The sequence below is a fragment of the Acinetobacter sp. V116_7 genome (genome assembly GCF_056735735.1).
In genome coordinates this window covers 462326-488053 of sequence record NZ_JBWZIF010000028.1, presented here as the reverse complement: position 1 = coordinate 488053, position 25728 = coordinate 462326, and the positions used below count along the sequence as shown (strand labels likewise).

Here is a 25728-nt window from a genome sequence, read left to right as displayed (position 1 = left end):
AAGTTATTATTTTTATAAAGATATTTGAGTATTTGTAATAGAACTGTCATTGCTAAAAATTAAGCTATTGGCATTTCTTATTAATCACTCATCTGACTTATGAATATTTTATTTAAAACGACTGTGCTTGCAGCCTCATTATTACTTGTGGCTTGTAACAATAATGATGATCAAACAATTGTCCCAACAAACTCATCAAAATATTATCAAACAAAAACACCTTATCAACCACAACAAGAAATAAAAAACTATGAAACAGCACCGAATGGGTTCCAGCCAGTTTTTACAGAATTAGTGGCACGTCACGGTTCAAGAGGTCTCTCAAGTCTGAAATATGATTTGGCACTTTATAATTTATGGAAACAGGCAAAAGCAGAAAATGCCTTAACACCATTAGGTGAACAATTGGGTGCTGATTTAGAAGCAATGATGAAAGCCAATATCTTATTAGGCTATGGCGTGGAAGGAATTCGCCAGTACGGTTATGGAAATGAAACCATGACTGGTATTTTAGAACACCGCGGCATTGCAGATCGTTTATTACAACGCTTACCAAGTCTTTTAAATTCGCAAGCATCTATATTGGTACAAAGTTCTGGGGTGGATCGTGCGGTAGATAGTGCTAAGTTCTTCACGGCTGAACTCATTCAACAACAACCGCAACTTAAAGATAAAATTGTACCAACGTCTTATACCAATTTATCGAGTGCAAGCGTTCCAAGTGTTGAAGATGGTGGCGTTGATCGTTTTAAGCTCTATTTTCATAGTTTGAATGCAGATGAAGATTTAACTCAGCCATTGAGTCCTAATCAACAAAAAATTTATGATGCTAGTCAGGCCTATCAAGATTTTGAAGAAAATAATAAAGATTTAGCCCAAAAGTTAGATGAGTTATCAAAAAATACAGAAGCCGAAAAAACGGCCCAAATTGTACTTAATCCGATTTTTAAAACAGACTTTATTAAAAAACTGGGTACAACAGGTTATAGCTTTAGCAATACCGGATCCTTTACGGTAACTTCACCAAAAGGTGAGCAAATTACAGAAAAAGGTAAGGGCAAAAATACAATTGCCAGTGCAGTTGATGCAGCAGCTTATATTTATGAGCTCTATTCAATTGCTGGTGGCATGAAAGATGAGTTAAAAGGTATCGATTTTGATAAATATATGGCGTTAGATGCTGCGAAATTCTACGCTGAATTTAATGATACAAACGATTTTTACGAAAAAGGTCCAAGTTTTACAGAGTCAAATCAAGTCACAAGTGAAATTGCTCAAGGACTTAAACAGGACCTGTTCCAACAAGTTGACGCCGTGGTGAATAAAGCTCAGCCTTACAAAGCAGTTTTACGGTTTGCCCATGCTGAAATTATTATTCCTTTGGCAACGAGCCTAGATTTACATAATATGATGCAGCCTTTACCACTACGTCAGACCTATAATTACTCAACTAGCGCATGGCGTGGTGAAGTAGTTTCACCTATGGCGGCAAATGTTCAATGGGATATTTACCAAAATAGCCAAGGCAATACTTTGGTAAAAATGCTTTATAACGAAAAAGAAACTTTGTTCAAATCTACATGTAACTATGCACGTTATACACCAACTAGTTTTTACTACGACTACATCAAATTGAAACAGTGCTATCAAATGCAATAGATTTTCAGTTTTTGAAGTCTTTAATGGGAATAGGGATTGCTATTCCCATTTTTATTTCTTCATAATCCAATTTGCTTTTAAATATAGATCAGTTAGAGACTTGGATATGACACCTTTTTGGATTGCATTGCAATTTTTAACTGTTCTGCCTATTGAGCTAAAGACAATGCCGACGGCGCAACAAAATGGTCGAGCTATTTTGTTTTATCCATTTGTTGGACTGATTATTGGTGGCATTCTTTTTCTTATCTCGTGTCTTTTAGTTAAATTACCCGTTCTTTTACTTGCTGCCATCATCATGACTTTATGGATTTGGCTGACCGGAGGATTACATCTAGACGGGCTAGCAGATACGGCAGATGCATGGGTAGGCGGTTTTGGAGACAAACTACGTACTTTACAAATCATGAAAGATCCAAGTTGTGGTCCAATTGGAGTGCTAAGTTTAGTTATTATTTGTTTGCTCAAGTTTGTACTGATTTATGTGTTGACTGGACAGCATCAAACGTTATTTTTAGTCTTTGTTCCCGCACTTGGTCGTGTTGTGCCATCTATTTTGTTTTTAACTACGCCATATGTCCGTGAAAAAGGTTTAGGCCGTTCATTGACAGATCATTTACCTAAAACAGCCTCATGGATAATAACTGCGGTAGTTTTGTTATTGGCTTTATATTGGGAATGGCAAGGACTCATCGCCGTTATTGGCTTTTTAATCAGTCTGGTTTATTTAAGACATCTCTTTATTAAAAGAATTTGCGGTATTACAGGTGATACAGTGGGGGCAGCGATTGAGCTTAGCGAAACCGTGCTGCTTTTTGCTTTTGTCGTGAGTTATTTTTATTTATAGCTAGATAAAGGTTTGTGGCCAAATTGATGACCACAAACTTTAAAGTTGATTAATCACCAAAGTGATAGCGTAGACCTAATAAATAAGTACGTGGTGCAGCTGGTGTATAGCTCACTTCATTATTACTAAAAGAAGTACTTTCAGCATAATGAGTATCTGCCACATTTAAAATCTGACCATATACCTCATAAGCTTTTTTACGATAGTTCGCACGAAGATTGAGTACTGTGTGTCCGTCATATTTTTGTGTATTAGCATCATTAATCCAATATGAACCTACATAGACACCTTCTGCTGAAAGTAGTAGTTCGGGAATTGGTTTAATTTGATATTCCAGCGTACCAAAAGTTTTTGGGGCACTTGGCATATCATTACCACTATAGTCGATAGTGGATGATGGCTGAAATTGTTCATAACGATGGTGAGCCCAGCTACCTGATAGTTTCAGTTTTTGGTCAAGCTGATCGGAAATTTGCCAAGTTGCACCTACTTCAATACCTTCGTGACGAGTTTTACCCGCATTCCGTGGTTCACGGCTATTATCTGGCTTGGTATAACTAATTACTTCATCTGCACCATTTAAACGATAAAGCGTAATTTCACCGTCCAAACGATCATTCAATGTTTTAAAGCGAATACCTGCATCAATATTGGTAAAAGTTGCTTCAGTCAAATTTGGTGTGACTAAATTTGCGCCGTAAAGGCTACTAACTTCTGGTGGGACAAAGCCTTGTGACCAGTTTGTATAGAAGTCAATTTGTGGTGCTACGTTCCAAATTGCACCTAGTTTCGGACTGGTCTTATGAAAGTTTCGCGTTTCATCAGGTGCGCCCGTAACATTAGATGGAGTTAAATTATTTTGATAATCATAACGAATCCAGTCATAACGAGCGCCGCCGACTAAGTTTAAAGTAGGTAGAGCTTGCCAGTTAGCTTGGGCGTAGATTGCTTCATTATCAACATCGACATCAAAATCACGTAAAAGTTTTCGCTGTTTAAAACGGGTATAAATACGGGTAACTGGATCTCGAAAAACTTGAATGTCATTGGTTCGACCTTGGGTCGGAGAATGCTCAGCCATGCCACCGACGACTAACTTAACTTGGCCTAACGTTGCTGAATGCTGTAAGTTAAGCCCATAGGACTGAAAACTATTGTATGTTGTTTGTCCGCTGTATGTTCCTGTTGCAACTCCATCTTTCTTATCTGTTTTTATGTTATAGCTTGGGTTTTGCTCAGTTGTATTGTCTCGATAATATAAAGTAATTTGGCTTTGTTGCTGATCATTCCAGTCATGGCTAAGCTGGGAAGACAATCGAGTTGCATCTACTTCACGGTAGGTAAATGTCTGATAGCTATAGCCAGGGCGTTGACTATAATCTTCAGCATTTAAACTACCTGTCATATCTGCATATAAGTGGTTATAACTAAAAATGTTTTTCAGTTTTGTTGCATTTGAGATCTGCCAATCATGACGTAAGGTAATGCTTTGTTTATCTGATTCGGCATGATCTTGCCAGCTATCACCGCGATCACTGGCATAGGCAGAAATTCTTAAACCATGTGTTCCGTTGCTTGTATCAAAAGTATCAGATGCTCCTACATCTACACGACGATAGCCTTCACTGCTCGCGCTCAGGCCAATATCAGCTGTTGGTGTTGTACTTGGTGCCTTTGTTAAAAAATTAATAGTTCCACCAATAGCATTACTTCCATAAACACTACTCGCAGGTCCACGTAAAATTTCAATATTGTCCACGCCAGCCATATTCATTTCATATAAGGCATTATGGTTAAACACGCCTACAGGGCGAATTGAAAGACCATCTTCTAAATATTGATATACAGCTGCGGTTGTCATGGGTTGACGTATAGACATCATGTGCTGCTCATTACCAAGGTCATTCATTAAAACCCCTGGTGTCTGGTTCACAAGTTGTCCAATAAACGTGGCATGTTTATTTTCAATTTGGTCATTATTAATTTGGCTAATCGCTGCTGGTGTTTTATTGAGTGTTTCACCTTCACGGCTTGCTGTGACTACAATCGTTGTTAATGTTTTTGTGTCACTATTTGCTGGTGTTAAATCTTCAGCAAAAATAATAGGGCTGGCTGAGGCAGAAAAGCACGCCGCACTTAAAACAGATAAGCGGAATTTGAGGGATAACATATTTTGACCCTATAAAAAGCAATAAGTTTTGAGTCCTTGAAAATCAAGGATGGTAAAAGTTGCGTTTTTACAGAGCAGCAGGTGGGGCGTGTTTAATCGGTAAAATATAGAAGGTAGGGGGAAGTTCTAGCTGTATTGTCCACGTATGGCACAGGCATCGTACACGGGTAAACCAACGTAAAATTAAAACAAAAATCAAAGCAATTAAAGGAATTAAAATTGCTGCATCTAGACCATGCGTACAAAGCGGACAATGCTTCATGATTTGAGTAGCTAGAGCAAAAACTTCTTGAGCATGCGAACTATGAAATTTATCTTGAACAGATTCCATATGGTGATGGGCATGTGAAGAGTGATGCTGCTGAGTATTGAAATTTTGTTGGTGAAATGAATGCTCTAGCGTGACTGGCTGACAGTGACTAGGCATGGTGTATAACTCAGGTACGATGCCAATTTGCACTAAAGTAGGCAAAAAAATGTGCCATAGTAAACACAGCAAAGTGATAGCACTTAAAAGCGTGCGCCACTTCAGCAAATGTTGACGGAAACTCAGCACCATATTCTAGGCGGTCGTAGTGGAAAAGCTCGCCGAAGTATAATCAAAAAAGAAAAGTCATCATAGCTAAATTCCGACAAAGAAAAATAAAAAAGCCCTCAAAAATGAGGGCTTAATTGATCTTCTTAAAAAGATGTATTAACGATTTGGTAAAACGTCTTTTAAAGCTTCATGCATTTCAAGTAATGTTTTTTCAGTCGTTTCCCAGTCAATACAGCCATCAGTCACTGATTTACCATATTCGAGATCACAAAGATTCTCAGGAATATCTTGGCGGCCGCCTTTTAAGTGACTTTCAACCATAAGACCAACAATTGACTTATTACCATCTAAAATTTGTTCAGTAATATTTTTAAGAACAAGTGGTTGTAAGTACGGGTCTTTATTTGAGTTTGCGTGGCTCGCATCAATCATGATTTTAGTGCTAACTTTTGCTTTTGCTAAAGCATTTTCAGCTTCTTCAACAGAGCCAGCATCATAGTTTGGCTTACCATTACCACCACGTAATACTACGTGTGCGTAAGGGTTACCGCTTGTATTAATAATCGAAACTTGTCCGTCTTCATTAAGACCTAAGAAGCTATGACCATATTTAACAGACTGCATCGCATTGGTTGCAACAGTTAAACCGCCATCTGTACCATTTTTAAAACCTACTGGTGATGATAAACCAGAAGACATTTCGCGGTGAGTTTGGCTTTCGGTTGTACGTGCACCAATTGCAGACCAAGAAATTAAGTCTTGGTAGTACTGCGGAGAGTTCGGGTCAAGTGCTTCAGTTGCACATGGTAAACCTTTTTCATTTAATTCAAGCAAAAGCTTACGACCAATACGTAAACCTTTTTCAATATTAAAAGAGTCATTCATGTCAGGGTCATTAATTAGACCTTTCCAACCAATTGTTGTACGTGGTTTTTCAAAATAAACACGCATAACTAAATACAATGAATCTTTAACCTTTTCACTTAATGCTTTTAAACGATCGGCATATTCGTGAGCAGCTTTTGGATCATGAATAGAGCAAGGACCAATAACGACAAACAAACGCTTATCTGAACCATCTAAAATATTACGAATGGTATCGCGACCTTTTAGAACAGTTTGTGAAGCAACATCAGATAAAGGAAGTTCTGACTTAAGCTCAGCTGGTGTTACAAGAGTTTGAATGCTTTTAATATTAACGTCGTCGATATCTGGCTTTGAAACGGAATTTGAATGTGTAGTCATTGCTGTCACTGGTTCGATCATACTAAAGGTTGTTTTGTGTACTGAATATACCATGAAATAATTATGAAAATCCTACATCTCATGGTATTTCAGTTTGGAAAAATCTTATTGATTTTGCTATCTTTCAGTTGAGTTGCTTGTTTTTTCAGCAACCACAGCTTGTTGTTGTACCACAGGTGCTTTCGGTTTTGCTTTGACTGGGTGAACCATAAAGTTAACACCGAGGGCAAATAGGGTAATCCCTAAAATTTTTCGGATTAAACGTTCTGGCATACGAGAACTAATGAGCGTACCAACAATAATTGCAGGAATTGAACCTACCAATAACCACATAAGAAGCGTAAAGTCGACATTACCAGCACTCATATGTCCAAGGCCAGCTACTAAAGTAAGCAATACGGCATGTACAACATCTGACCCAATAATTCGAATCATTGGTAAGTTCGGAAACATGATCACGAGTGCCATAATTCCAAATGCACCAGCACCGACTGATGAAAGCGTTACGAATACACCTAAGATGATACCCATCACCACGATAAAGCTACGTTTCTTATGGATAGCTAAATGCTCAGTCTCAGTTTGAGTGACTTCTTTACTTCTAAAACGACTAAAGAACTTCTCAATACGAGAGCGGAAAATGATAGATACACCAGTTAAAGTCAGCATAAAACCTAATACCATGGTGAGTACAGCTTTATAGTGTGTTGACTGACTTAAATAATGCTCAAGTACCCATGTGGTACCGAAAGATGCAGGAATACTGCCTACTGCTAACCATAAAACAATTGGCCAGACAATATTGAGCTTTCTAGCGTGAACCATTGATCCACAAAATTTTGAAATTGCGGCATAAAGTAAATCGGTACCAATTGCGATATGAGGTTCAATTCTAAAAAGGCCAATTAAAATTGGTGTCATTAATGATCCACCACCAACTCCCGTAATCCCTACGCAGAAACCAACTAACATACCCGCTAAGATAAATTCAAAAGCACCAGACATCTTTATCGCCACTTATCACGAAACGCACATATCTTATTCCTTTTAGAGATAAACAGTTGTCATGAATAATGATTTGCTTATGCAAAAAAAAGCTAAGCAATCAAAATATTGCTTAGCTTGTTCTATTTTTCATCACTTTTTTAAGAAAACGATTATTTTGAAGACTTTAGAGGATTAACTAAAAGTATAAGAATAAAAGTTAATGGCGTTGCAAAGATCCACCAACTGACAAAACCAATTGAAAATTTATAGTGTTGAATAAGAATAAATGCACATAAACCAAATAGCATGAATGCAGCTATCTTAATGTGTCGGTAATATTTTTGAGCTATCGATTTGAAATGTCCTGTCGATTTCGGTGATCGATATTTTTCACTCGCCATAAATAGTAAATACATCCCTAATAAAATTAAGATGAAAGCTATAAGAATCATGAGCTCACCTCAGTATTTAGTTTATTCAGCTTTTTTTGAATTTTTGCGACAGCTTTATGCTGGATAGGTTGAATTTTGCAGAATATAAAAATTGCTAAAGCTGCAAAGATCCACAAAAATACATCTACACGTGCAAAGGTCCAATAATCTCTGAGGCTTTGAACATACTCATGTTTAAGTAAATAACTTAGATTTAAGATGGGAAGTACAATACTTAGTATAATAAAAACGCAAAGTTGAGTTCGCCACAAATGCTGTTTTTTAGTGATTAATGCAATCATTAAGCTGATGAGCCAAACCAAGAAAAAGCTATAAACTTCATAATTGATTGTGGTTGAAGTGACTGTAAATAATCGATTAGCGCTTAAGTAGGCTACAGTTGCACAAGGTAATCCAACAAACGCTGCAACATTCAATCGGTCAACTAAGTAGTGCCCGAAATGAAACTTACTATTCTTATTTTGAATTTGTCGTTTAAGACTCCACAGTAATAAACCAGAGGCAATCATTACACAGCCTAAAATGCCTGAGAAAAAGAATCCTAAACGAAGTAAAGGCTGAGCAAATGTCGCCATATGTAGCCCATAGACACCCGCATTTAACGTTGCAATAGGACTATTATTACGTGTGTCTTCTAAGACTTTGCCGGTTGAAGCATTTAATGTAATTTGAGCCTGATTACGAGTAATAGAGCGGTCTTCTTGCTGAATAAATGTAATTTGCGTCTGATTGGTATTCGGGTTTTTCACACTAATCGTTGATAAAGGTTGATTACCCCAACTTTGTTGAACTTGGTTCAATAGCTTATCAATAGCTAAGTTTTGAGCAGGCTGAATTGATTGATTCTCAAGTACAGTCTTTGTGCGGATTTCGGTAAAATATTGATAAGGGTTTTCAGGGTAAAGCTTTTGCATTCCCCAAGGCAGATATAAATAAAAGAAAATAGCTAAGCCCGTAAATGTAATGGTTAAAAAGAAGGGCAGTGCAACCACTGAAGAAATATTGTGAAAGTCTAGCCATGAACGCTGAGACTTAAATGTGCGTAAAGTAAAAAAGTCGGTAAATATTTTTTTATGGGTAATAATGCCTGAAACCAAAGCAATCAGCATAATAAATGCGGCAAGACATACGACTAATCGCCCAACTATGATTGGAATGCCAAAAAGTTGGTAATGGAAGCGGTAAAAAAAATCGCCGCCTAGAGTTGCCGAAAGTTTAAGTTCTTTTCCCGTGTTAGCATCAAGTGTGGCATTGCCATACCCGCCATCAGCTTTTTCCCAATACATAGTGTTGACGGGACTTTCAGGTGTAGCAACAGTTAAATACCAAGATTTGGCATCTGGAGCGTTTTCTTGTAAATATTGATATGCTGTTTTAATGGCAATATCTTGCTTTACTTCATATTGTGCAAGTGCAGGCTGCATCCATAAATTAATTTCGTGGCGGTAATAGGACAAACTTCCCATTAAGAAAATGGCAAATACGAGCCATCCAAATATTAAGCCAGTCCATGAGTGTAGCCATGCCATAGATTGACGTATACCTTTATGCATAACCCACCATACATGTCACAAAAAAGAAAAGGGCGCACAAAACAATTGATAGCCCAGTGAGTTTCAAAAGTGATTGAATGCAAAAACCTATAATTACGAACAATACATAAAATAGAATTGCTATAAATGCAGCGAGATATATAGCTTCAGCTTTGTCGAGGGTCAAAAGAAAAATTCCAATGAGTCCAAGACTTAAATACGCCATACAGGCAAACCCCATACCGAAAACTAGTAAGAATCGATAGAAAACTTTAATGCGATATGACACTGGGAGATTTACAGTTTTGGACATCGTTACTGACACATACACAAAGAATAATAAGTAAAGCCAATCCCTAATTGAGATTGACTACGGTATTAATATTTAAACTTTACAGCAACTGTATAGTTGGCTGGAGCGCCATAGTAACCTTGGCCACCAGATAAACCTGTCAAATATTTTTCATTTGTCAGGTTGTTACCATTTACTTGAAACAGTACATGTTCGTTTAAATCATAACTGGCCATAACGTTAAGCAATGCATACGCATCCTGTTTTACAGTTGAGTAAGAGGTATCATGTATATCATCTTGCCACTTAATGCTTGCACCAACTTTTAACTTTGGAATCTGTGGAACAGTATAAGATGCCAAAACGTTAAGCGTTTGAGTCGGGATATTAGGTCTACCTCTTTCACCCGTTTCCATATTTTTTAGACTAAATGTTGAAAAACCAAAAACTAAATCTAAGTTATCAGTTAATTTTCCAGTTAATCCTACCTCAACACCTTGCGATCTAATCGTTCCGATTGGAGATGAGTATTTGTTATAAAGCGGATCCCATAATGGATCTAGTGCAAAATTATCTTCATCTGTTCTAAAGATGGCGATATTTCCTGTTAAAGCTCCATCTAACCAAGCGCTTTTTACACCTAATTCATAGCTTTCACCCTCTACTGGTACAGCTGTTTGTTTAGTAGAAAGATCAATAACAGTTTGTGGTCTAAAAATAGAGGTGTAACTCATATAACCTGTGTATTCAGGAGTAAAGTTATATGTAATACCTGCATATGGAGAAACTTTATTCTTTTTATATTCTAAAGTGTCAATTTCAGTGTAGTTGGCACCTAAGATAAATTTCAGATCCTCACCCAAATGAAGACGAGTCGCACCGTAAACGGACTTCATAGTTCTTTCTTCTGGGTCAGCATAGGTAAAATCTCCCCAAGTCGGTTCTTCAGGAGTCCAGCTTGGTAAGTCTGTGGTAATAACACCTAAACTACTGCCATAAGAATAAACACTTTGAGCACTATATTTTGACCAGTTATAACCAATATTTGCTTCGTGTTGCTGCCCTAATAAATTAAAAGTACCTTGAATATCTGCATTAGCAGTAGTTTCTTTAAATTTTTGATTATAAATCTCTGGATAGAGCGAAATACCAGAGGTATTATCAGTATCAGAAGGAGAGCCACTGAGATAAAGCATTTTATCTTTAACATCTGATTTTTTGAGGTTATATCCTAATCTTAGCTTCCAGTCTCCCCATAATTTTTGTTCAATATTGGCAAAATAATTATCTATTTCCCAATCGTAGTATGTCCATGACGGTGCATAATTATAGTTACGAGAATAACTTAATGGTTTACCTTTGGAGTTAACTAAGGGTAGAGCACCCCATTGAGAACCATTAGCGTATTGACGAGTTTTCGAATATCCTGCTGAAACATTTGTGGTGTCTGTAACGTCAGCTTCTAAAATTCCTTGAAATCCATTTTTTTCTTCTGAATAGCGGTCTAGATAAGAATCTCCTACTTTCTCATAACCTACAAGACGTCCCCGTACTCGTCCATCTTGTGTAAGGGAACCAGAGATATCCGCTTCATAACGTTGCGTATCCCATGAACCGTAGCTCACCCCAGCATTTGCTTGAAATTCTTTAGTGGGACGTTTACGTATATAGTTAATTGTAGCGCCAGGATCCCCAAGAGCATTTGTTAAGGCATCAGCACCTTTGACAATTTCAACACGATCATACAAATAACTATCTGCATCACTATTATTATAATTATAGCTGTCAACTTGAGGGATACCGATTCCATCAACCAAAATGTTTGAAATATCAAAACCACGAGCAGTATAAGTTGTTCGGTTTGTTTCTAATCCAGTTACAGTGACACCGGGAGTATTACTTAAAATATCTCGGGTACTAGTCAGTCCGAAATCTTCAATTTGCTGACGAGTAACGACATTAATAGTTTGAGGGGTTTCTTTAGCCTCTATATTAAGCTTGGTTGCGCTACTTGAGTTCTTAACATTATATGCTTTGGTTTGTTCAGAAGACTGCTCAGCATTTGATGCTTTAACTTGGATCGTCTGTAAAGATTGTACCTCTGAGTCTTGAGCATAAGAGAGGTTCGCATAACAAATCGCGCAGGCGATTACAGTAAGCTTAAATGGTCGAGGTGGGATATTCATAAGATTAAGGATAATGTAAATAATTCTCATTTATTTTATTGTTTGTAAATGTAAGCTACAATTCAAATTGCATTGTTAATTTAGATTAAAATATGGTGAATGAATGTAATTTTAGATAGCTTGTGCTGTAGCTGCTCTTGGTAAGTACATATAGATCAAGTTCAAGATTGATAAACCTCTATGCTAGAATGCATTATTTCAAATTCTTGGGTAAATCGCCTTGGCAAACCGAAAACTTAAAATAGGCATTGTGGTTGGGGAAGTTTCTGGAGATACGCTTGGTGTGAAACTTATGCGTAGTTTTCGAGAACAAGGAATCGATGCCGAATTTGAGGGAATCGGTGGTCCTCAAATGATTGCTGAAGGTTTTAACAGTTATTACCCAATGGAAACTCTGTCTGTGATGGGGATTGTTGAGGTATTAAAAGACTTAAAAAAATTATTCGCCGTGCGGGATGGTTTAATTAACCAATGGACTCAAAATCCAGTTGATATTTTTATTGGTATTGATGCGCCAGACTTTAACCTCAGACTTTCTAAAAGTATTAAAGAAAAGAATATTCCAATAAAAACAGTTCAATATGTCAGTCCTTCAGTTTGGGCGTGGCGTCAAGGACGTGTTCATGGCATTAAACAGAGTATAGATTTAGTACTTTGCTTATTTCCTTTTGAAAAAGTTTTTTATGAACGATATGAAGTTCCAGCAGCATTTGTAGGCCATCCATTAGCTAAACAATTGCCACTTGAAAATCCAATCCAAATTGCTAAACAGCAATTAGGTCTTAATGAAAATCAAAAACATATTGCGTTATTACCAGGCAGCCGAAAAGGTGAGGTAGAACGACTTTTGCCTATGTTGCTTGGAACTGCCAATATTCTGCATAAGAAATATCCAGATATTCAATTCTTAATTCCCGCGATTAACGATGCACGAAAACAACAGATTGAGCAGGGTGTTGAACAATTAGCGCCTAATTTGAAAACTGTAATTCATATTTTAGAAAATACAGATAGCGAGTCTAAAGTTGGTCGTATGGTCATGAATGCAAGTAATATCATTGCTTTAGCTTCTGGAACGGCAACATTAGAAGCCATGCTCATGCATAGACCAATGGTCACTTTCTATAAATTGCATTGGTTGACCTATATAATTGCTAAGCTTTTGGTGAAAATTCCTTATTATTCTTTACCCAATATTATTGCGGGTAAGAAAGTCATTGAAGAGCTTATTCAGGCTGATGCAACACCAGAAAATTTAGCCGCTGAAATAGAAAAACTAATGAATGTTGAAACAGCTCAAATTCAAGTGATGCAACATTTAACCATGCATAAACAACTTATTTCTGGAAATACAGAAGATCCGGTACAAGCCATTTTGCAATGTTTAAATCGCTAATTTTTAAGATTTGCTTGGCTAATTGCTTTTAAGCCAGCTAAAGAAAATTTCTTAAAATGTTCAACTAAACCGTGTAATGGCATCTGGGCAATATTTTTAAGCGGCTCAGGTGCTTGAGCATTAGGTCCGGCAATAATGAGCATCATGCAAGGTGTCATCACGCTTAAAATACAAGGCAAAACAGCCGGATCATTTTCATCTAAACCAGCAACTTGACTAATGAGCTTACGAATAAGAAAAAATTTCCTCATACCTGCAAGTTCAATAAAATTTAATAAATGCTCAGAAGGTGAAAAGAGTTCACGAATAAAGACTTTGCCATGCCAAACTTCTTTTTCAGTTAATTTATGCAGCAAGGTCTCAAGTAATAAGCTTAGCTTTTCTTCTGGTGACTGAGTGCTTTCAACAAGTTCTAGTAAATATTTTTCATCTAGATAGTGAGCGTGAGCTTCCACTAACACAGCTTGATATAGCCCGTCTCGACCATCAAAGTGATAATTAATTGCAGCCAAATCGACATTCGCAGCGTTAGCAATTGTTTTGTTCGCTGTCTTTGCAAAACCATATTGGGCAATTAAAGGTCCTGCTGCCTCAATAATTTTGGACTTGGTTAAGTCACCATCACTTCGTCTAGATCTGGACATGTTTAACCCTAATTTTTACTCACCATAAAAGTATATCTTTTATTCAAAGATTGGAGTAATTTAAATTTAAATTGAATTTAAACTAAGAAAATTTGAATTTAATAAGAAGGCTAATAAGATGAATAAAAAAGTGATTGCCGTCGTCTTGGTTGTTATAGTTGTAGTTATTATTAGCTTTTGGGTATGGAAATATAACAATAAAAATCAAAAAGATAGTGTATTAACTTTATATGGAAATGTTGATATTCGCCAAGTTTCACTTGCATTTGAACAGTCTGGCCGTATAGAGAAGCTTTTAGTTCAAGAGGGTGATAAAGTTAAAGCTGGTCAAGTACTAGCGGCTCTTAATACCAATGCACTACACATTCAGGCAAAGCAAGCTCAAGCACAACTTAAAGCTCAACAAGAGGCAATTGTTAAACAAGATGTGGGAGCTCGCCCAGAAGAAATTAGTCAAGCAAAAGCACAACTTGCATCTGCCCAAGCCGAGCTTGATAAAACCAACAAAAACTTGCAACGCTTACAAATTTTGGTAAGTAGTACGGATGGTCGGGCAATTAGCCAACAAGAGCTCGACTATGCCAAAAGTAATAAAGATAGCGCTGAGGCAGCGGTCCGTGAAAGACAAGCTAATTTAGAATTAATCATTAAAGGTGCCAGACAAGAAGATCGTGAAGCGACCAAAGCACAGTATGAAGTAACTAAGGCTAATTTAGATCTAATTAACTATAACCTTACTCAAGCTGAACTAAAGTCTCCTGTAAAGGCAGTGGTACGAGCTCGGTTACAAGAAGTTGGAGATATGACAACTGCGCAAAAGGCCGTTTATACATTGGCTTTGACCGATCCCAAATGGATTCGGGTGTATGTAAACGAACAAGATTTAAGCTCTATTAAAATGGGTGGCACGGCCCAAGTTATTCGTGATTCTGATCCTAATCAGCCTATCAATGGAAAAATTGGTTATATATCTTCAGTGGCTGAGTTCACGCCCAAAACAGTACAGACCGAAGAGATTAGAACAACACTAGTTTATGAGGTTAGGGTCTATGTAAATGATCCGAATGATCAATTGAAAATGGGTCAACCTGTGACTGTAAAAGTGCCACTTGCTTCAGGTGAGAAAGCTCATGACTGATGAAAAAGCAGTGGTTCAAGTTAAAAATTTGCTCATGACTTTTAAGGCTGAGAGTAAAAAGACAGCAGAAATTACGGCAATTGTTGATTTGAATATGCAAATTAACAAAGGAGAACTTACCGCTTTGGTAGGTCCGGATGGCTCGGGAAAAACAACTTTATTAAGATTAATTGCAGGACTATATAAAGCGACTTCTGGTTCATTAAATGTACTTGGAATTGACGTGAGTAAAAATCCGCAGGCTGTACAAGACCGTATTAGCTATATGCCACAACGCTTTGGACTATATGAAGATTTAAGCATACAGGAAAATTTAGATTTATATGCTGACTTACACGGCGTTTCAAAGGATGTACGGGGGCAAAGGTTTAAGCGGTTATTGGAAATAACGGATCTTACTCAGTTTACTCAACGCCTAGCTGGGCAACTTTCTGGTGGGATGAAACAAAAACTAGGGCTGGCATGTACGTTAGTTCGGTCCCCAGAATTACTGTTACTTGATGAGCCTAGTGTTGGGGTGGATCCTCTATCGAGACGAGATTTATGGATCATTATTGAACAACTTGTTCAGGAAGAAAACTTAAGCGTAATTATAAGTACTGCTTATATGGATGAAGCAGAAAAGTGCGCTTACGTGTATATCATGCACGAAGGCAAAATTTTAAAACAAGGTTCACCTGAACAATTAAAAGAAATAGCACATGGACAAACATGGAGTCTAAAACCTTCAGAACAAATTAAAGCTCGGACCTTACAAGCCCAGTTACTTGATAACGATTTAGAGATTATTGATGCTGTTCCAAAGGGTGAACAAGTGAACTTTATTAGTCGTCAAAAAGAGCTATCAGTCGATACTTTACCTGAAGGGCTAAAAGCAAATACAAGACCACCTGAACTTGAAGATGCATTTATGATGCTGTTGCAGCAGACTCAAAAGCAATCAAAACATATATCTATTTCTGAGCAAGCTTTTCAATTAGCACAAAACGATAATTTAAAATCAGAGCAACCTATCATTGTAGTTAAAGATTTAGTCCGAACTTTTGGAGATTTTACTGCTGTTGCCAATACATCATTTACTGTACAACGTGGCGAAATATTTGGATTACTTGGGCCCAATGGCGCGGGTAAAACGACAACATTTCGAATGTTATGTGGGTTACTACCGGCAAGTAGTGGTTATCTAGAAGTTGCTGGTAAAAATTTACGGACAGCTCGTGCTGAGGCAAGAGCCAAAGTGGGGTATGTCTCTCAAAAATTTGCACTGTATAGCAATTTAACTGTCTTAGAAAACTTGAAGTTTTTTGGTGGAGCATATGGGTTATCTGGCAAAAAACTTAATCAACAAATTGATAAAGCCTTACAGCAATACGATTTAAAGCCTCATAGTAAAAGTGGTGATTTACCGGGTGGGTATAAACAACGGCTATCAATGGCTGCTGCACTATTACATGAACCAGAAATTTTATTTTTAGACGAACCCACGAGCGGAATTGACCCGCTTGCACGGCGCTCATTTTGGTACAGCATTGGTGAACTGGCAAATCAGGGCATTACCATCATTATTACGACGCATTTTATGGAGGAGGCAGAATATTGTGACCGCATTGCCATACAAGATGCTGGAAAGTTATTGGCCTTAGGGTCTCCCCAACAAGTCCGTAAATTGGCAAGTAAAGATAAACATATTGGTGACATGAATGAGGCTTTTATAGCAATTGTGGAACAAGCACGCGCGTTAAGGCATGCTGTTTAGGAGGACTACAATGAGCTTTGGATTTTGGAATCGGCTGACAGCATTAGTTCGTAAAGAAACTAAGCAGCTCATTCGTGATAAAAGCAGCCTCGGGATTGGACTCGTTTTGCCTGTTATTTTAATTCTACTGTTTGGTTATGGACTTTCTTTTGACTTAAATCAGGCCCGAGTCGGTGTTGTCGTTGATCAGTCTTCACCGCAGATCAATCAGGCTTTAGCTGGTTTAAATGGCTCGCGCTATTTAACAAGTCTAGAGTTTCATAATTTGCCTGTAGCAGAGCAGGCCATTCGAGATGGCGAAATTGATGCCATTTTGCATTTTCCTTCAGATTTTGCCAGTCAGGCGCAGCAAGGTAATGCCAAGGTTCAACTATTATTAAATGGGACATCCACCACCATAGCAACAGCCTTAGACGGTTATGTTGCAGGTGCTTTAGCTACTGCACCGTCTATACAGTTTGACCGTAGCCCAATATTAGCAACATCAAGCGCCGTTAATATTGAACAACGAATATGGTTTAACGAATCTGGTAACAGTACTTGGTTTTTAGTTCCTGGCTTAATGGTACTCATTTTAACTTTAATTGGCGCATTTTTAACGGGGCTGCTTATTGCCCGTGAAAGGGAACGAGGAACTCTAGAGGCTTTATTTGTTACGCCTGTACGGCCATTTGAAATTGTATTAGCAAAACTCATTCCCTATGTGGTGGTCGGCATGATTGATATCATGATTTGTATTGTTGCTGCATATTTTATTTTTGAAGTGCCTATGCGCGGTTCATTATTCTCAATTTTGTCTGCTTCATTTCTCTATTTAGTTGTTTCTTTATTACTTGGTTTAACTATATCAGGCTTTGCTCAAAGTCAGTTTCAGGCGAGTCAAATTGCCTTATTGGCAAGTTTTATGCCCGCGCTGATGCTTTCTGGGTTTGTTTTTGATACACGCAACTTGCCTTTGGTTGTGCAAATTATTAGCCAGTTATTACCGGCTACACATTTTATGATTTTAATTAAAACCTTATTTATGGGAGGTGATGATTGGAAGTTATGGTTTAAAGAGTGCGGTTTTCTGTTGGGATATATCGTTGTTTTGATATGTGCTGTGAACTTTTCACTAAAAAAACGGTTGAGATAAAGTTATGTGGCAGCAACTAATCGCTTGGCTAAAACATTTAAGTTTTTTGGTCAAAAAAGAATTCTTAACCATTTTTAGTGATCCTGCAAATAGAGTCATTCTATTTGTACCAGCCCTCATGCAAGCGCTTTTGTTTGGTTATGCTGCAACCTATGATGTTAACCGTGTGGATTATGCAATTTTAGATCAGAGCAATGGGCAGGTCTCACATGAACTCATCTCAAAACTAGATGGCTCTGGTATTTTTAAGCGTGTTGGAACACTTCAATATACTGGTCAAATCAAACAAGTTATTGATAGCCGTCAGGCACTGGTTGTAATTACGATACCGTCCGACTTTGAAGACAAATTAAATAATAACCAGAGCTCTCCTGTACAGGTGATTGTTGATGGCAGGAACTCATCAACTGCTGTTGTAGCTGGTTCATATCTAAATAAAATTGTTGGTCAGTTTAATCAGCAAAAATTTAACTTAGCTTTACCGATTAGCCTTGAAACAAGAACATGGTACAACCCAAATCAAGAGTCTCGTTGGAGTCTAATGCCTTCATTAATTGCAGCCTTAAGTATGATGCAAACATTACTTTTATCCGCTTTATCAGTCGCGCGGGAACGTGAGCAGGGGACATTTGATCAGTTGTTAGTTACGCCATATACGCCATTACAAATTATGATTGGTAAGGCCTTGCCGCCAATTTTTGTAGGGCTGATGCAGTCAACCATTATTTTATTGATTATTTTGTTCTGGTTTAAAATTCCCATGAATGGCTCTATTGGGCTGCTTTATTTTGGTTTGTTGAGTTTTAATGTGGCTGTAGTTGGTGTGGGCTTATCGATTTCGGCATTATCTTTAAATATGCAACAAGCTATGTTATTTACGTTTTTATTGATTATGCCTTTAATGTTGCTTTCAGGTTTATTAACTCCTGTAGAAAACATGCCGGAAGCATTACAAATAGCAACGTACGCAAATCCTTTAAGGTTTGGAATTAACTTGGTACAACGAGTTTATTTGGAAGGTGCAAGCTTTCCACAAGTCAAATTCAACTTTATTCCAATGATCATACTTGGACTAATAACTTTGCCTTTAGCAGCTTGGCTATTTAGAAACAGATTATCTTAATTAAAAAGCCCCATTTTAGGGGCTTTAAAACTTACTTAGGCACGTACGATCAGCTCGTAACCCGTATATTTACGGACGTTGATGACACCAATATCAAAAATTAAATATTGCCCTTTAATACCTTGTAATACACCACGAATTTTTGGCGTTTTATCTAAGTTTAGAGACTTAATTTTTTCAGGATATTGTTCAACTGGATAAACAAACTCACGTGGTAATTCATTTTCTAGTAGTTCAACCGTTTCGTTAAATTCAAGATTTTGACTAAATTCTTCACGAATAGTTTGAATTTTAGGTGCGAACTCTTCAATTAACTGATCACGTTGTTCTGTCAGTTTCAGAGGTTCAGCTTCTCCTTTAAGGAGTTTGCGCCAATCAGTTTTGTCAGCAACTAAAGTACCGAACATGGTTTCAAGCTGACCAGATAAACGGCGGGATCCAACTTTTAAAATTGGTAAGGCTTGTGTTGCACCTTGATCTAACCAACGGCCTGGCATATGGCTAACACGAGTAATACCCACTTTTAAAGCACTCGAATTTGCCAAATATACAATATGAGGTTGGAAACAAAGATTGTGGGCAAAGTCATCTTCACGACATGTACCTAAATGATAGTGGCATGTTTCAGGTTTCATAATGCATAGGTCACATTCTGCTTTAGTTTTAAAGCATTTAAAGCAGTGGCCTTGAGAATAAGATTTTGGTGTTTTAGTGCCACAAGAAGTGCAATAAATATTACCTGTCCATTCGATTTCTAGTTCTTGTCCTAAATTAAAAGGAAGATCAATTTCTGAACGGTCTAATACAAATTTGTATTCAACATTTGCCTTGGTTGTCTGTTGATCAGTTACACTAGCATCTTTTAGGCCTGCATGCATTTTATGGCAAATGCCTTGTAGTTCCATAAAGTTTAAACTCACATCTTTCAATTAAGGGTTGCAGTTATGGCTGAACAAAATGTCATCACTTCTATGCTAGACGATTTATCAAACGAACAGCCCATTCATACTGCACTTTGTATTGGCCAGAAAATTGACCAGAATAACGCAATTCAATGGCACTATTTTACCGTAACTGAGCTTTTAAGTCTGCCTTTTACTCAGCGTTATGACTTGGGTTTTGTATTGTTTGATACAGATGAAATGCAGAACATAACTGAACTACAAAAGTCACAATTATTAGTGAAGCTAAGAGATTTATTAGCAAAGCGAATTGTTGTAGTGAGTAAACGCAGTGATGAACAGTTATTACGTTCTTTAGGTTTCACGCAACTCATTGATAAAACTTCACATGATAGTGATTTTGCTTTATGGCAATTTAACATCTTGACTTATAAGCATGTTCCAGATTGGTTTAATTCAAAGTTCTGGGCAAACCCAGAGAACTGGAATAAATTCCGCTGGTAAAAGAGCACTAAATCTCTTTCAAAATTTAACAATTTGGCTTTTGCTGTCTTCACAAGAATCCGCGTATGCTCGTGTATAAACCATACATAAGAGTTACACATGACAAATTTAAGCAACATTGTAGAAGTTTTGGCTCAGCAGGCTTTAGGTGGGAACCAGCAAGCATCAGGTCAAGGTGGTTTAGGTGGAATTTTAGGTTCAGTACTCGGACAAATGGGGGGCAATACTTCTTCTGGCGCACAAGGTGGTCTTGGAGGAGTACTAGGTTCTGTATTAGGTCAAGTGACTGGAAATAATAATAACGCACCTCAAGCAGGTGGTGGCGTACAAAGTTTATTAATTGCAGTTGTACCTTTAATCTTAGGTTGGGTTCAACAACAAGGTGGTTTGCAGGCTGCTTTAGAAAAGCTAAAAGGTGCAGGTTTAGGTAATCAAGTTCAAAGCTGGGTTGATCCAAATCAAAGTAATAGCGAAGTTCCTACTCAACAATTGCAGAGTTTATTTAATCCAGCTGACATTGAGCAAGTTGCTGTGCAAGCTCAAGCTCCAAAAGAGCAAGTTTACAGTGCAATTGCTTCAGTCTTACCTCAAGTCATTGACTCATTAACACCTCAGGGTGAAAGTACCGATCATCAAGAAGCGAACCAAGACATTCAAAACGTTATGAATCTTGTAAGTGGTTTCTTAAAGTAAGCTACAAAGTAAAAAAAGCCGATATAAAAATATCGGCTTTTTAATCTGAACAATAAAATAAAAGGGCATTAGCCCTTTTATTTTAGATTTGAATCGAAGATAACTAATTAGAAGTTATATTCGATACCTGTACCTACAACAGTTTGCTTGTCATCATCATTCAACCAATCGCGTTTTTGTTGAGCAACAATGCCATAGAAACGAGCTTGCTTGTTGATTTGGTAGTCAAGACCTAAACCATACAAGTCGATTTTACGATCTGCTTGACCACTTACTTGTGTTTCAGCTGAAGCATATTCTGCTTTCACTTTAAGTTTAGTGTTAGGAATTTTATAAGCAGCTGTTACTGCATATGCTTGTTCCTCTAAACCACGGTAAGCTTTACCAGCTTTATCGATTGAACCATCTGATTTATATGATTGACCATATGCAGTCAATTCATCAGTAGGTTCAGCATGTTGCCATAAAGCACCTACCACAAAACCTGATTTTGCGATGTCATAAGAACCAGTTACACGGTAAGCATCTGTATAAACATCTTTCAAACCGTAAGCAGCATATTTACCTTTAATACCAAAGTCACCAGCGGCAGCTACTGCTAAACCAAGATCTTTGTTTTCATAACCAAGCGCAGTAGACACAGAGTCAAAGCTGTCATTCTTGCTGTCTTTACCAGTTTCACCTTGTTTGCTGTCAGAGGTGCTTTCACCAGTTTGAGCCATGATGTTGAAAGTTAAACCAGCTAATAATTTAGGGTCTAATTCAAAACCAACTACGTTATCTAAGCGGTTTTCACCGTACATGATATTGGTAATATCTAAACGTGTATCGTCATTAAAGATGTCTTGGTTACCACCAGCAGCAGTTTTAAAGTAAGAGTCGTATTTACCTACTTTTAAAGTACCAACACCTTCAGTTTTTAAACCGATGAAACGGTTACGAGCGCTAAGGTCACTATCAGAACCTGAACCATCAGTAGAAATTGCCCATTCAGCTAAATAAACAGCAGATAACTTGTCAGTTAATTTCTCTTCGCCTTTTACCCCAATGCGAGAAGAGTTTGAGTTAACTTCGGTAACATCACTTTTACCATCGAAATTTTTATTATCAACTTGGTTAATAGAAACATTTAGTTTGCCATACAAAGTTGGCGCTGCTTGCACCGCGTTTATGCTCAAAGTTGCAACTGCGGCAGCGAGTAGCAATTTCTTCATTGAGATTTCTCCAAAAGGTATTTAAAAATGGCGTATGCCTAGTTAACTATTTATTTTGTAGTTGACTTATGTACAAAAAGTTACAAAAGCTCACCAACTTGCTAAGCAGTATCGGCAAACTTTGTGACAGGGGCGTGAAAAATAAATGACAGTTTTATGACGATTAAAATTTAGAAATAAATTAATTATTTTAGGTTTTTATATTTTTTAGACGAAAAAAAGCGGAGTCAAAACTCCGCTTTAATATATTAAAAATCAAAGAGCTGCTTTAATTTTCTCAGCTAAAGCTTTAATTTTTTCTTGATCGCCTAACTCTACAGCATGTCTTCCTAGTTGATGCACATTTGTAGGAATAAGGTGAAAATGAACATGTGGAACAGTTTGTCCAGCCGCTGCTCCAGAAAGTTGCATCAAAACAATACCTTCTAAATTGAAGGCTTTTTCCATTGCTTTCGCAATTTTCTGAACAATTTGGATGGTATATGCGGCTGCTTCTGGGGGTAAATCAAGCAGCGTTACAGCTGGTGTTTTTGGAATAACTAATGTATGACCATCGGCTTGAGGCATAATATCCATAAAAGCTAGAACTTGATCATCTTCATAGATTTTTATCGCTGGAAGTTCTCCACGTAAAATTTTTGCGAAGATATTTTGATCATCATATGCCATGTATTAGTCCTTTAAAATTATTTACATTTCAATTCTTTCTGACGCTCTTTAATAGCATCAAGACGTTGTTGCTCTTTGTCAGAAAACTTTGGTTTTGTCGTATGACAGTTTTCATTACCATATTTTTCTTTAGCATCAGGATCTTTAAAACAAAAGCCTTTTGATGCATAAATCAAATTATAGTCGTCTTGCAATTTCTGACATTCTTGCTCAGGCGTTGCAGCTTGAACGCTTAAACCAGCCATGCTCACCATGCCAGTAAAGACTGCAACCATAAATTTATTCATGAGCGTTTCCTCAGTTAAAGGTATGAACCTGTACTCAATATAAGGTTTATTACCAATATTTCAATGATTATTAATTACTCAAATGTCATTTTGGGTGATAATTTGTTCATAAAACAAATAAAAACTTTAGATATCAATAATTTATAAAAATCAAATAAAAACATAAACTTAAGAGAAATTATATATATTTTTTTAGAATTTGATTCTTTTAAATTCACTTTTAACTTTTATTGGCGATATAAAAATATGCCTAAGATTAAGGTGATCAGATATAAAAAATTTTAGCAAAAGATGAGATCTTATAGCCTATTCCATTTGCTAAATAGACAAATGAAGTTTGAAATTAGGTCAATGAAAAAGGGGATTAGCAATGACATTATCAAAAACACAAAACGTGATAATTATCACAGTTTGTGTTTTTAGGATTAAGTGGAATTCACTGGGCCCATTTTAATTTAGACGGAAATGGGCTTTTTCTTTTAAGCTGTAAAATATTAATAGACCAAAAGTAATCTTATTTTACACTTCAATTGAAAGATGTATTGATTTTGCATGTTTTAACTTCTATTATATAGTCCTTAAATTGCTGCGTTTGATAGTTTTTTGTTTTTGTAGCCCATTTCTAAAATTGAGATGGGTTTTTTTTATTTAAGTTATTTCGAAATATATTAATTTAACCCCACTCTTGTGAGTGGTAATTAGCTATATGTTTAATTAGTGTGATGCATTAGGCATACAACTTTCACTTTTACTGTTGTGGTTACTTTTTAATCTAACTAACTTACATATAGCAATGTTATATTCATCATACTTCCTTAAAGGATCTGATTATTCATCGGAGACAAGATTAAAAGGAAATAGAGAATGCCACAATTTTTACTCATTGCTGAAAGCATTTATGAGAAATCTGAAGAAGAAAAGCTTTTCTCAGAGGATATTATTGAGCACTTGAATCGCTTAGTTAGTATGATTCGAAAAGAGATAAAAGATACTTCATATAAATTAAAATATAACTTTATTGATTTTGAAGAATGTTTAAATAAGCCAGCAAATGAATGTTCAGCTAAACTCGATATCAGTTTAATGCCAACATATAAAAATAAAGGAGAATATATTATGTGGTTGGCTAGTTTTATTGAAAAGATTACTTTGGGAGGAAGAGAAAAGTTTCCACCACTTGCTAATACTTTGCTTCCTAGCTGTATGCTTGCCAATCCTTATTCAGCAAAAATGGAACAAGCTAAGGTTGTATCCGAGAAAAGTGCGCAAATGATTGTAAATTATTTTAGATCCTCGGATTATAAAAAGGTTAATAAAGTACCTACGTAGTATAAAAATAATAATCTTTCTGATACTTAATGTTTTTATTTAGAAAAATTTTCGTAATGAATGACATGAGTTTACATGTTTGAGATTTCCTACTATTCATTATTGAGCCTATTAAAACTAAGTTTAATAGGCAGCCCTCTAAAAGATTAAATTTACTCTAATGTAATCTTTGTCCACGCTTCATACATTTTAACGGCCGCAGAGAAGTCACTGTTGTCTTCAGCAGTTAAATGAGCTGCTTGGATTAAACTTTGTGCTAATGACAAAAGCGGGGCAGGAAGCTTTGCTTGCTTGACTAAATCCAAAGCAATTCCTGTGTCTTTGGCAAGAAGAGGCAAGCCAAAGGTTACTGGAAATTCGCGACTCAATACACGCTGTGGGAAGATAGTTTCTGTTACCAGACTTTTACCACTTGAAGCGTTAATACACTCTAAAGCTTCGTTCAAGCTTACCCCATGCGCTTTTAAAGCACTGAAACCTTCTGCAACAGACCAAAGGTTGACCGCAAGTAGCATATTATTAACTGCTTTTACTGCAAATCCAGCGCCAGACTCACCGACATGTTTAATTAATTTTCCTACCGCTTGTAGAGCTGGTAATGCGCGTTCGAAAGCTGCTACATCACCACCCACCATTACAGTCAAAGTTGCGTTTTCAGCTCCTACGGTTTGACCGCTTACTGGAGCATCCAGAAAATCAACATTTAATTGCTTTAATGAGCTAGCTAATGCACGGGCAGAGTCCGGAACCCCGCTGGTACAGTCAATCCAGATTGCTCCAGATTTAATTTCTACACTACTAATAAGTTCTTCTACATCAGTACTTGTCGGTAAGCATGAAAAGATAATATCTGTTTGTACAGCTTGCTCTAATGAGACAGCCTTAGTGCCATAGTCTGCTGCATGTTGTTTGGCTTTTTCAAAATTTCGATTCCATACATAGACAGTATCGAAGTGTTTTGGTAAATGCGCTGCCATACGGTAGCCCATTGCACCCAAACCAATAAATGCAACAGATTGACTCATGACCT

General features: G+C 37.0%; 25 protein-coding genes. 11 read left to right on the top strand and 14 right to left on the bottom strand.

Annotation, left to right across the window (positions count from 1 at the left end; genetic code table 11):
• Positions 1-99: 99 nt before the first annotated feature.
• Together AC1PJP_RS16255 and AC1PJP_RS16250 are read left to right on the top strand one after the other, a co-directional pair.
• On the top strand, positions 100-1659 hold the full coding sequence (locus AC1PJP_RS16255) for a histidine-type phosphatase (RefSeq protein WP_479767697.1): 1560 nt from the start codon (positions 100-102) through the stop codon (positions 1657-1659).
• 106 nt (positions 1660-1765) lie between these two features.
• Positions 1766-2506, top strand: coding sequence for an adenosylcobinamide-GDP ribazoletransferase (locus tag AC1PJP_RS16250; protein WP_479767695.1), 741 nt, complete (start codon positions 1766-1768; stop codon positions 2504-2506).
• A gap of 49 nt (positions 2507-2555) precedes the next feature.
• Here the strand turns inward: AC1PJP_RS16250 and AC1PJP_RS16245 are convergent, their stop codons facing one another.
• The 4 genes from AC1PJP_RS16245 to AC1PJP_RS16230 form a co-directional block, all read right to left on the bottom strand.
• Positions 2556-4676 carry a TonB-dependent receptor family protein gene (locus AC1PJP_RS16245; protein ID WP_479767693.1) on the bottom strand — a complete coding sequence of 707 codons (2121 nt, stop codon included), beginning with the start codon at positions 4674-4676 and terminating at the stop codon, positions 2556-2558.
• Between the two features lie 67 nt (positions 4677-4743).
• Positions 4744-5235, bottom strand: a complete 492-nt coding sequence (locus tag AC1PJP_RS16240) for a hypothetical protein (RefSeq protein WP_198307949.1) — start codon at positions 5233-5235, stop codon at positions 4744-4746.
• 135 nt (positions 5236-5370) lie between these two features.
• Positions 5371-6480 (bottom strand): 3-deoxy-7-phosphoheptulonate synthase, encoded by a 1110-nt coding sequence (locus AC1PJP_RS16235; RefSeq protein WP_013198033.1) that lies wholly within the window; start codon positions 6478-6480, stop codon positions 5371-5373.
• 96 nt (positions 6481-6576) lie between these two features.
• The gene (locus tag AC1PJP_RS16230) at positions 6577-7464 is read right to left on the bottom strand and encodes a sulfite exporter TauE/SafE family protein (RefSeq protein ID WP_049836553.1); all 888 of its coding nucleotides are present in this window, start codon (positions 7462-7464) and stop codon (positions 6577-6579) included.
• A 61-nt stretch (positions 7465-7525) separates the two neighbouring features.
• Between AC1PJP_RS16230 and AC1PJP_RS16225 the strand changes: the two genes are divergently transcribed.
• Positions 7526-7642, top strand: coding sequence for a hypothetical protein (locus AC1PJP_RS16225; protein WP_267530290.1), 117 nt, complete (start codon positions 7526-7528; stop codon positions 7640-7642).
• Here AC1PJP_RS16225 and AC1PJP_RS16220 read toward each other — a convergent pair.
• The 4 genes from AC1PJP_RS16220 to AC1PJP_RS16205 all read right to left on the bottom strand — a co-directional run bounded on the left by AC1PJP_RS16220 (position 7617) and on the right by AC1PJP_RS16205 (position 11908).
• Positions 7617-7898, bottom strand: a complete 282-nt coding sequence (locus AC1PJP_RS16220; RefSeq protein WP_199942142.1) for a DUF1634 domain-containing protein — start codon at positions 7896-7898, stop codon at positions 7617-7619. The genes AC1PJP_RS16225 and AC1PJP_RS16220 overlap by 26 nt on opposite strands.
• A complete protein-coding gene (locus AC1PJP_RS16215) occupies positions 7895-9451 on the bottom strand; it encodes a PepSY-associated TM helix domain-containing protein (RefSeq protein WP_479767690.1) in 1557 nt (518 codons plus the stop codon). The genes AC1PJP_RS16220 and AC1PJP_RS16215 overlap by 4 nt, the downstream gene beginning before the upstream one ends.
• Positions 9444-9743 carry a hypothetical protein gene (locus AC1PJP_RS16210; RefSeq protein ID WP_479767688.1) on the bottom strand — a complete coding sequence of 100 codons (300 nt, stop codon included), beginning with the start codon at positions 9741-9743 and terminating at the stop codon, positions 9444-9446. The genes AC1PJP_RS16215 and AC1PJP_RS16210 overlap by 8 nt, the downstream gene beginning before the upstream one ends.
• 65 nt (positions 9744-9808) lie before the next feature.
• The gene (locus tag AC1PJP_RS16205; RefSeq protein WP_416717316.1) at positions 9809-11908 is read right to left on the bottom strand and encodes a TonB-dependent siderophore receptor; all 2100 of its coding nucleotides are present in this window, start codon (positions 11906-11908) and stop codon (positions 9809-9811) included.
• 220 nt (positions 11909-12128) lie between these two features.
• Between AC1PJP_RS16205 and lpxB the strand changes: the two genes are divergently transcribed.
• The gene (gene lpxB / locus AC1PJP_RS16200; RefSeq protein WP_479767686.1) at positions 12129-13304 is read left to right on the top strand and encodes a lipid-A-disaccharide synthase; all 1176 of its coding nucleotides are present in this window, start codon (positions 12129-12131) and stop codon (positions 13302-13304) included.
• Here the strand turns inward: lpxB and eppR are convergent.
• Entirely contained in the window at positions 13301-13948 is a 648-nt protein-coding gene (gene eppR / locus AC1PJP_RS16195; RefSeq protein WP_479767684.1) for an error-prone polymerase regulator EppR, read from the bottom strand. The genes lpxB and eppR overlap by 4 nt on opposite strands.
• Positions 13949-14066: 118 nt before the next feature.
• On the opposite strand from eppR, the gene AC1PJP_RS16190 reads away from it, so the two are divergent.
• The 4 genes from AC1PJP_RS16190 to AC1PJP_RS16175 are packed head-to-tail and all read left to right on the top strand — an operon-like array spanning position 14067 to position 19100.
• Complete coding sequence (locus AC1PJP_RS16190; RefSeq protein ID WP_479767682.1) at positions 14067-15086, top strand: HlyD family secretion protein; 1020 nt, start codon at positions 14067-14069, stop codon at positions 15084-15086.
• Positions 15079-16842 carry an ATP-binding cassette domain-containing protein gene (locus AC1PJP_RS16185; protein WP_479767679.1) on the top strand — a complete coding sequence of 588 codons (1764 nt, stop codon included), beginning with the start codon at positions 15079-15081 and terminating at the stop codon, positions 16840-16842. The genes AC1PJP_RS16190 and AC1PJP_RS16185 overlap by 8 nt, the downstream gene beginning before the upstream one ends.
• Positions 16843-16852: 10 nt before the next feature.
• Positions 16853-17977: an ABC transporter permease gene (locus AC1PJP_RS16180; RefSeq protein ID WP_479767677.1), complete on the top strand. Its 1125-nt coding sequence runs from the start codon at positions 16853-16855 to the stop codon at positions 17975-17977.
• 4 nt (positions 17978-17981) lie between these two features.
• The gene (locus AC1PJP_RS16175; RefSeq protein ID WP_479767676.1) at positions 17982-19100 is read left to right on the top strand and encodes an ABC transporter permease; all 1119 of its coding nucleotides are present in this window, start codon (positions 17982-17984) and stop codon (positions 19098-19100) included.
• 35 nt (positions 19101-19135) lie between these two features.
• Here the strand turns inward: AC1PJP_RS16175 and AC1PJP_RS16170 are convergent, their stop codons facing one another.
• On the bottom strand, positions 19136-20005 hold the full coding sequence (locus AC1PJP_RS16170) for a DUF2797 domain-containing protein (protein ID WP_479767674.1): 870 nt from the start codon (positions 20003-20005) through the stop codon (positions 19136-19138).
• A 39-nt stretch (positions 20006-20044) separates the two neighbouring features.
• On the opposite strand from AC1PJP_RS16170, the gene AC1PJP_RS16165 reads away from it, so the two are divergent.
• Positions 20045-20506 carry a DUF6231 family protein gene (locus AC1PJP_RS16165; protein ID WP_005304907.1) on the top strand — a complete coding sequence of 154 codons (462 nt, stop codon included), beginning with the start codon at positions 20045-20047 and terminating at the stop codon, positions 20504-20506.
• Between the two features lie 99 nt (positions 20507-20605).
• Positions 20606-21199 carry a YidB family protein gene (locus AC1PJP_RS16160; RefSeq protein WP_013198020.1) on the top strand — a complete coding sequence of 198 codons (594 nt, stop codon included), beginning with the start codon at positions 20606-20608 and terminating at the stop codon, positions 21197-21199.
• A gap of 107 nt (positions 21200-21306) precedes the next feature.
• Here the strand turns inward: AC1PJP_RS16160 and AC1PJP_RS16155 are convergent, their stop codons facing one another.
• The 3 genes from AC1PJP_RS16155 to AC1PJP_RS16145 form a co-directional block, all read right to left on the bottom strand.
• Complete coding sequence (locus tag AC1PJP_RS16155; RefSeq protein WP_013198019.1) at positions 21307-22413, bottom strand: porin; 1107 nt, start codon at positions 22411-22413, stop codon at positions 21307-21309.
• 255 nt (positions 22414-22668) lie between these two features.
• Positions 22669-23082: an HIT family protein gene (locus AC1PJP_RS16150; protein ID WP_013198018.1), complete on the bottom strand. Its 414-nt coding sequence runs from the start codon at positions 23080-23082 to the stop codon at positions 22669-22671.
• 17 nt (positions 23083-23099) lie between these two features.
• Complete coding sequence (locus AC1PJP_RS16145) at positions 23100-23369, bottom strand: YARHG domain-containing protein (protein WP_005304919.1); 270 nt, start codon at positions 23367-23369, stop codon at positions 23100-23102.
• Between the two features lie 864 nt (positions 23370-24233).
• On the opposite strand from AC1PJP_RS16145, the gene AC1PJP_RS16140 reads away from it, so the two are divergent.
• A complete protein-coding gene (locus AC1PJP_RS16140; RefSeq protein ID WP_479767671.1) occupies positions 24234-24698 on the top strand; it encodes a hypothetical protein in 465 nt (154 codons plus the stop codon).
• 152 nt (positions 24699-24850) lie between these two features.
• Here the strand turns inward: AC1PJP_RS16140 and AC1PJP_RS16135 are convergent, their stop codons facing one another.
• A complete protein-coding gene (locus AC1PJP_RS16135) occupies positions 24851-25723 on the bottom strand; it encodes an NAD(P)-dependent oxidoreductase (protein WP_479767669.1) in 873 nt (290 codons plus the stop codon).
• Between the last annotated feature and the right edge of the window lie 5 nt (positions 25724-25728).

Coding starts and splice junctions, on each gene's coding strand:
- AC1PJP_RS16150 (WP_013198018.1), bottom strand. CDS start 23,082: ATGGCATATGATGATCAAAATATCTTCGCAAAAATTTTACGTGGAGAA.
- AC1PJP_RS16225 (WP_267530290.1), top strand. CDS start 7,526: ATGAATAATGATTTGCTTATGCAAAAAAAAGCTAAGCAATCAAAATAT.
- AC1PJP_RS16180 (WP_479767677.1), top strand. CDS start 16,853: ATGAGCTTTGGATTTTGGAATCGGCTGACAGCATTAGTTCGTAAAGAA.
- AC1PJP_RS16160 (WP_013198020.1), top strand. CDS start 20,606: ATGACAAATTTAAGCAACATTGTAGAAGTTTTGGCTCAGCAGGCTTTA.
- AC1PJP_RS16255 (WP_479767697.1), top strand. CDS start 100: ATGAATATTTTATTTAAAACGACTGTGCTTGCAGCCTCATTATTACTT.
- AC1PJP_RS16250 (WP_479767695.1), top strand. CDS start 1,766: ATGACACCTTTTTGGATTGCATTGCAATTTTTAACTGTTCTGCCTATT.
- AC1PJP_RS16185 (WP_479767679.1), top strand. CDS start 15,079: ATGACTGATGAAAAAGCAGTGGTTCAAGTTAAAAATTTGCTCATGACT.
- AC1PJP_RS16230 (WP_049836553.1), bottom strand. CDS start 7,464: ATGTCTGGTGCTTTTGAATTTATCTTAGCGGGTATGTTAGTTGGTTTC.
- AC1PJP_RS16205 (WP_416717316.1), bottom strand. CDS start 11,908: ATGAATATCCCACCTCGACCATTTAAGCTTACTGTAATCGCCTGCGCG.
- AC1PJP_RS16215 (WP_479767690.1), bottom strand. CDS start 9,451: ATGCATAAAGGTATACGTCAATCTATGGCATGGCTACACTCATGGACT.
- AC1PJP_RS16235 (WP_013198033.1), bottom strand. CDS start 6,480: ATGATCGAACCAGTGACAGCAATGACTACACATTCAAATTCCGTTTCA.
- AC1PJP_RS16155 (WP_013198019.1), bottom strand. CDS start 22,413: ATGAAGAAATTGCTACTCGCTGCCGCAGTTGCAACTTTGAGCATAAAC.
- eppR (WP_479767684.1), bottom strand. CDS start 13,948: ATGTCCAGATCTAGACGAAGTGATGGTGACTTAACCAAGTCCAAAATT.
- AC1PJP_RS16145 (WP_005304919.1), bottom strand. CDS start 23,369: ATGAATAAATTTATGGTTGCAGTCTTTACTGGCATGGTGAGCATGGCT.
- AC1PJP_RS16135 (WP_479767669.1), bottom strand. CDS start 25,723: ATGAGTCAATCTGTTGCATTTATTGGTTTGGGTGCAATGGGCTACCGT.
- AC1PJP_RS16240 (WP_198307949.1), bottom strand. CDS start 5,235: ATGGTGCTGAGTTTCCGTCAACATTTGCTGAAGTGGCGCACGCTTTTA.
- AC1PJP_RS16220 (WP_199942142.1), bottom strand. CDS start 7,898: ATGATTCTTATAGCTTTCATCTTAATTTTATTAGGGATGTATTTACTA.
- AC1PJP_RS16140 (WP_479767671.1), top strand. CDS start 24,234: ATGCCACAATTTTTACTCATTGCTGAAAGCATTTATGAGAAATCTGAA.
- AC1PJP_RS16190 (WP_479767682.1), top strand. CDS start 14,067: ATGAATAAAAAAGTGATTGCCGTCGTCTTGGTTGTTATAGTTGTAGTT.
- AC1PJP_RS16175 (WP_479767676.1), top strand. CDS start 17,982: ATGTGGCAGCAACTAATCGCTTGGCTAAAACATTTAAGTTTTTTGGTC.
- AC1PJP_RS16165 (WP_005304907.1), top strand. CDS start 20,045: ATGGCTGAACAAAATGTCATCACTTCTATGCTAGACGATTTATCAAAC.
- AC1PJP_RS16245 (WP_479767693.1), bottom strand. CDS start 4,676: ATGTTATCCCTCAAATTCCGCTTATCTGTTTTAAGTGCGGCGTGCTTT.
- AC1PJP_RS16170 (WP_479767674.1), bottom strand. CDS start 20,005: ATGGAACTACAAGGCATTTGCCATAAAATGCATGCAGGCCTAAAAGAT.
- AC1PJP_RS16210 (WP_479767688.1), bottom strand. CDS start 9,743: ATGTCCAAAACTGTAAATCTCCCAGTGTCATATCGCATTAAAGTTTTC.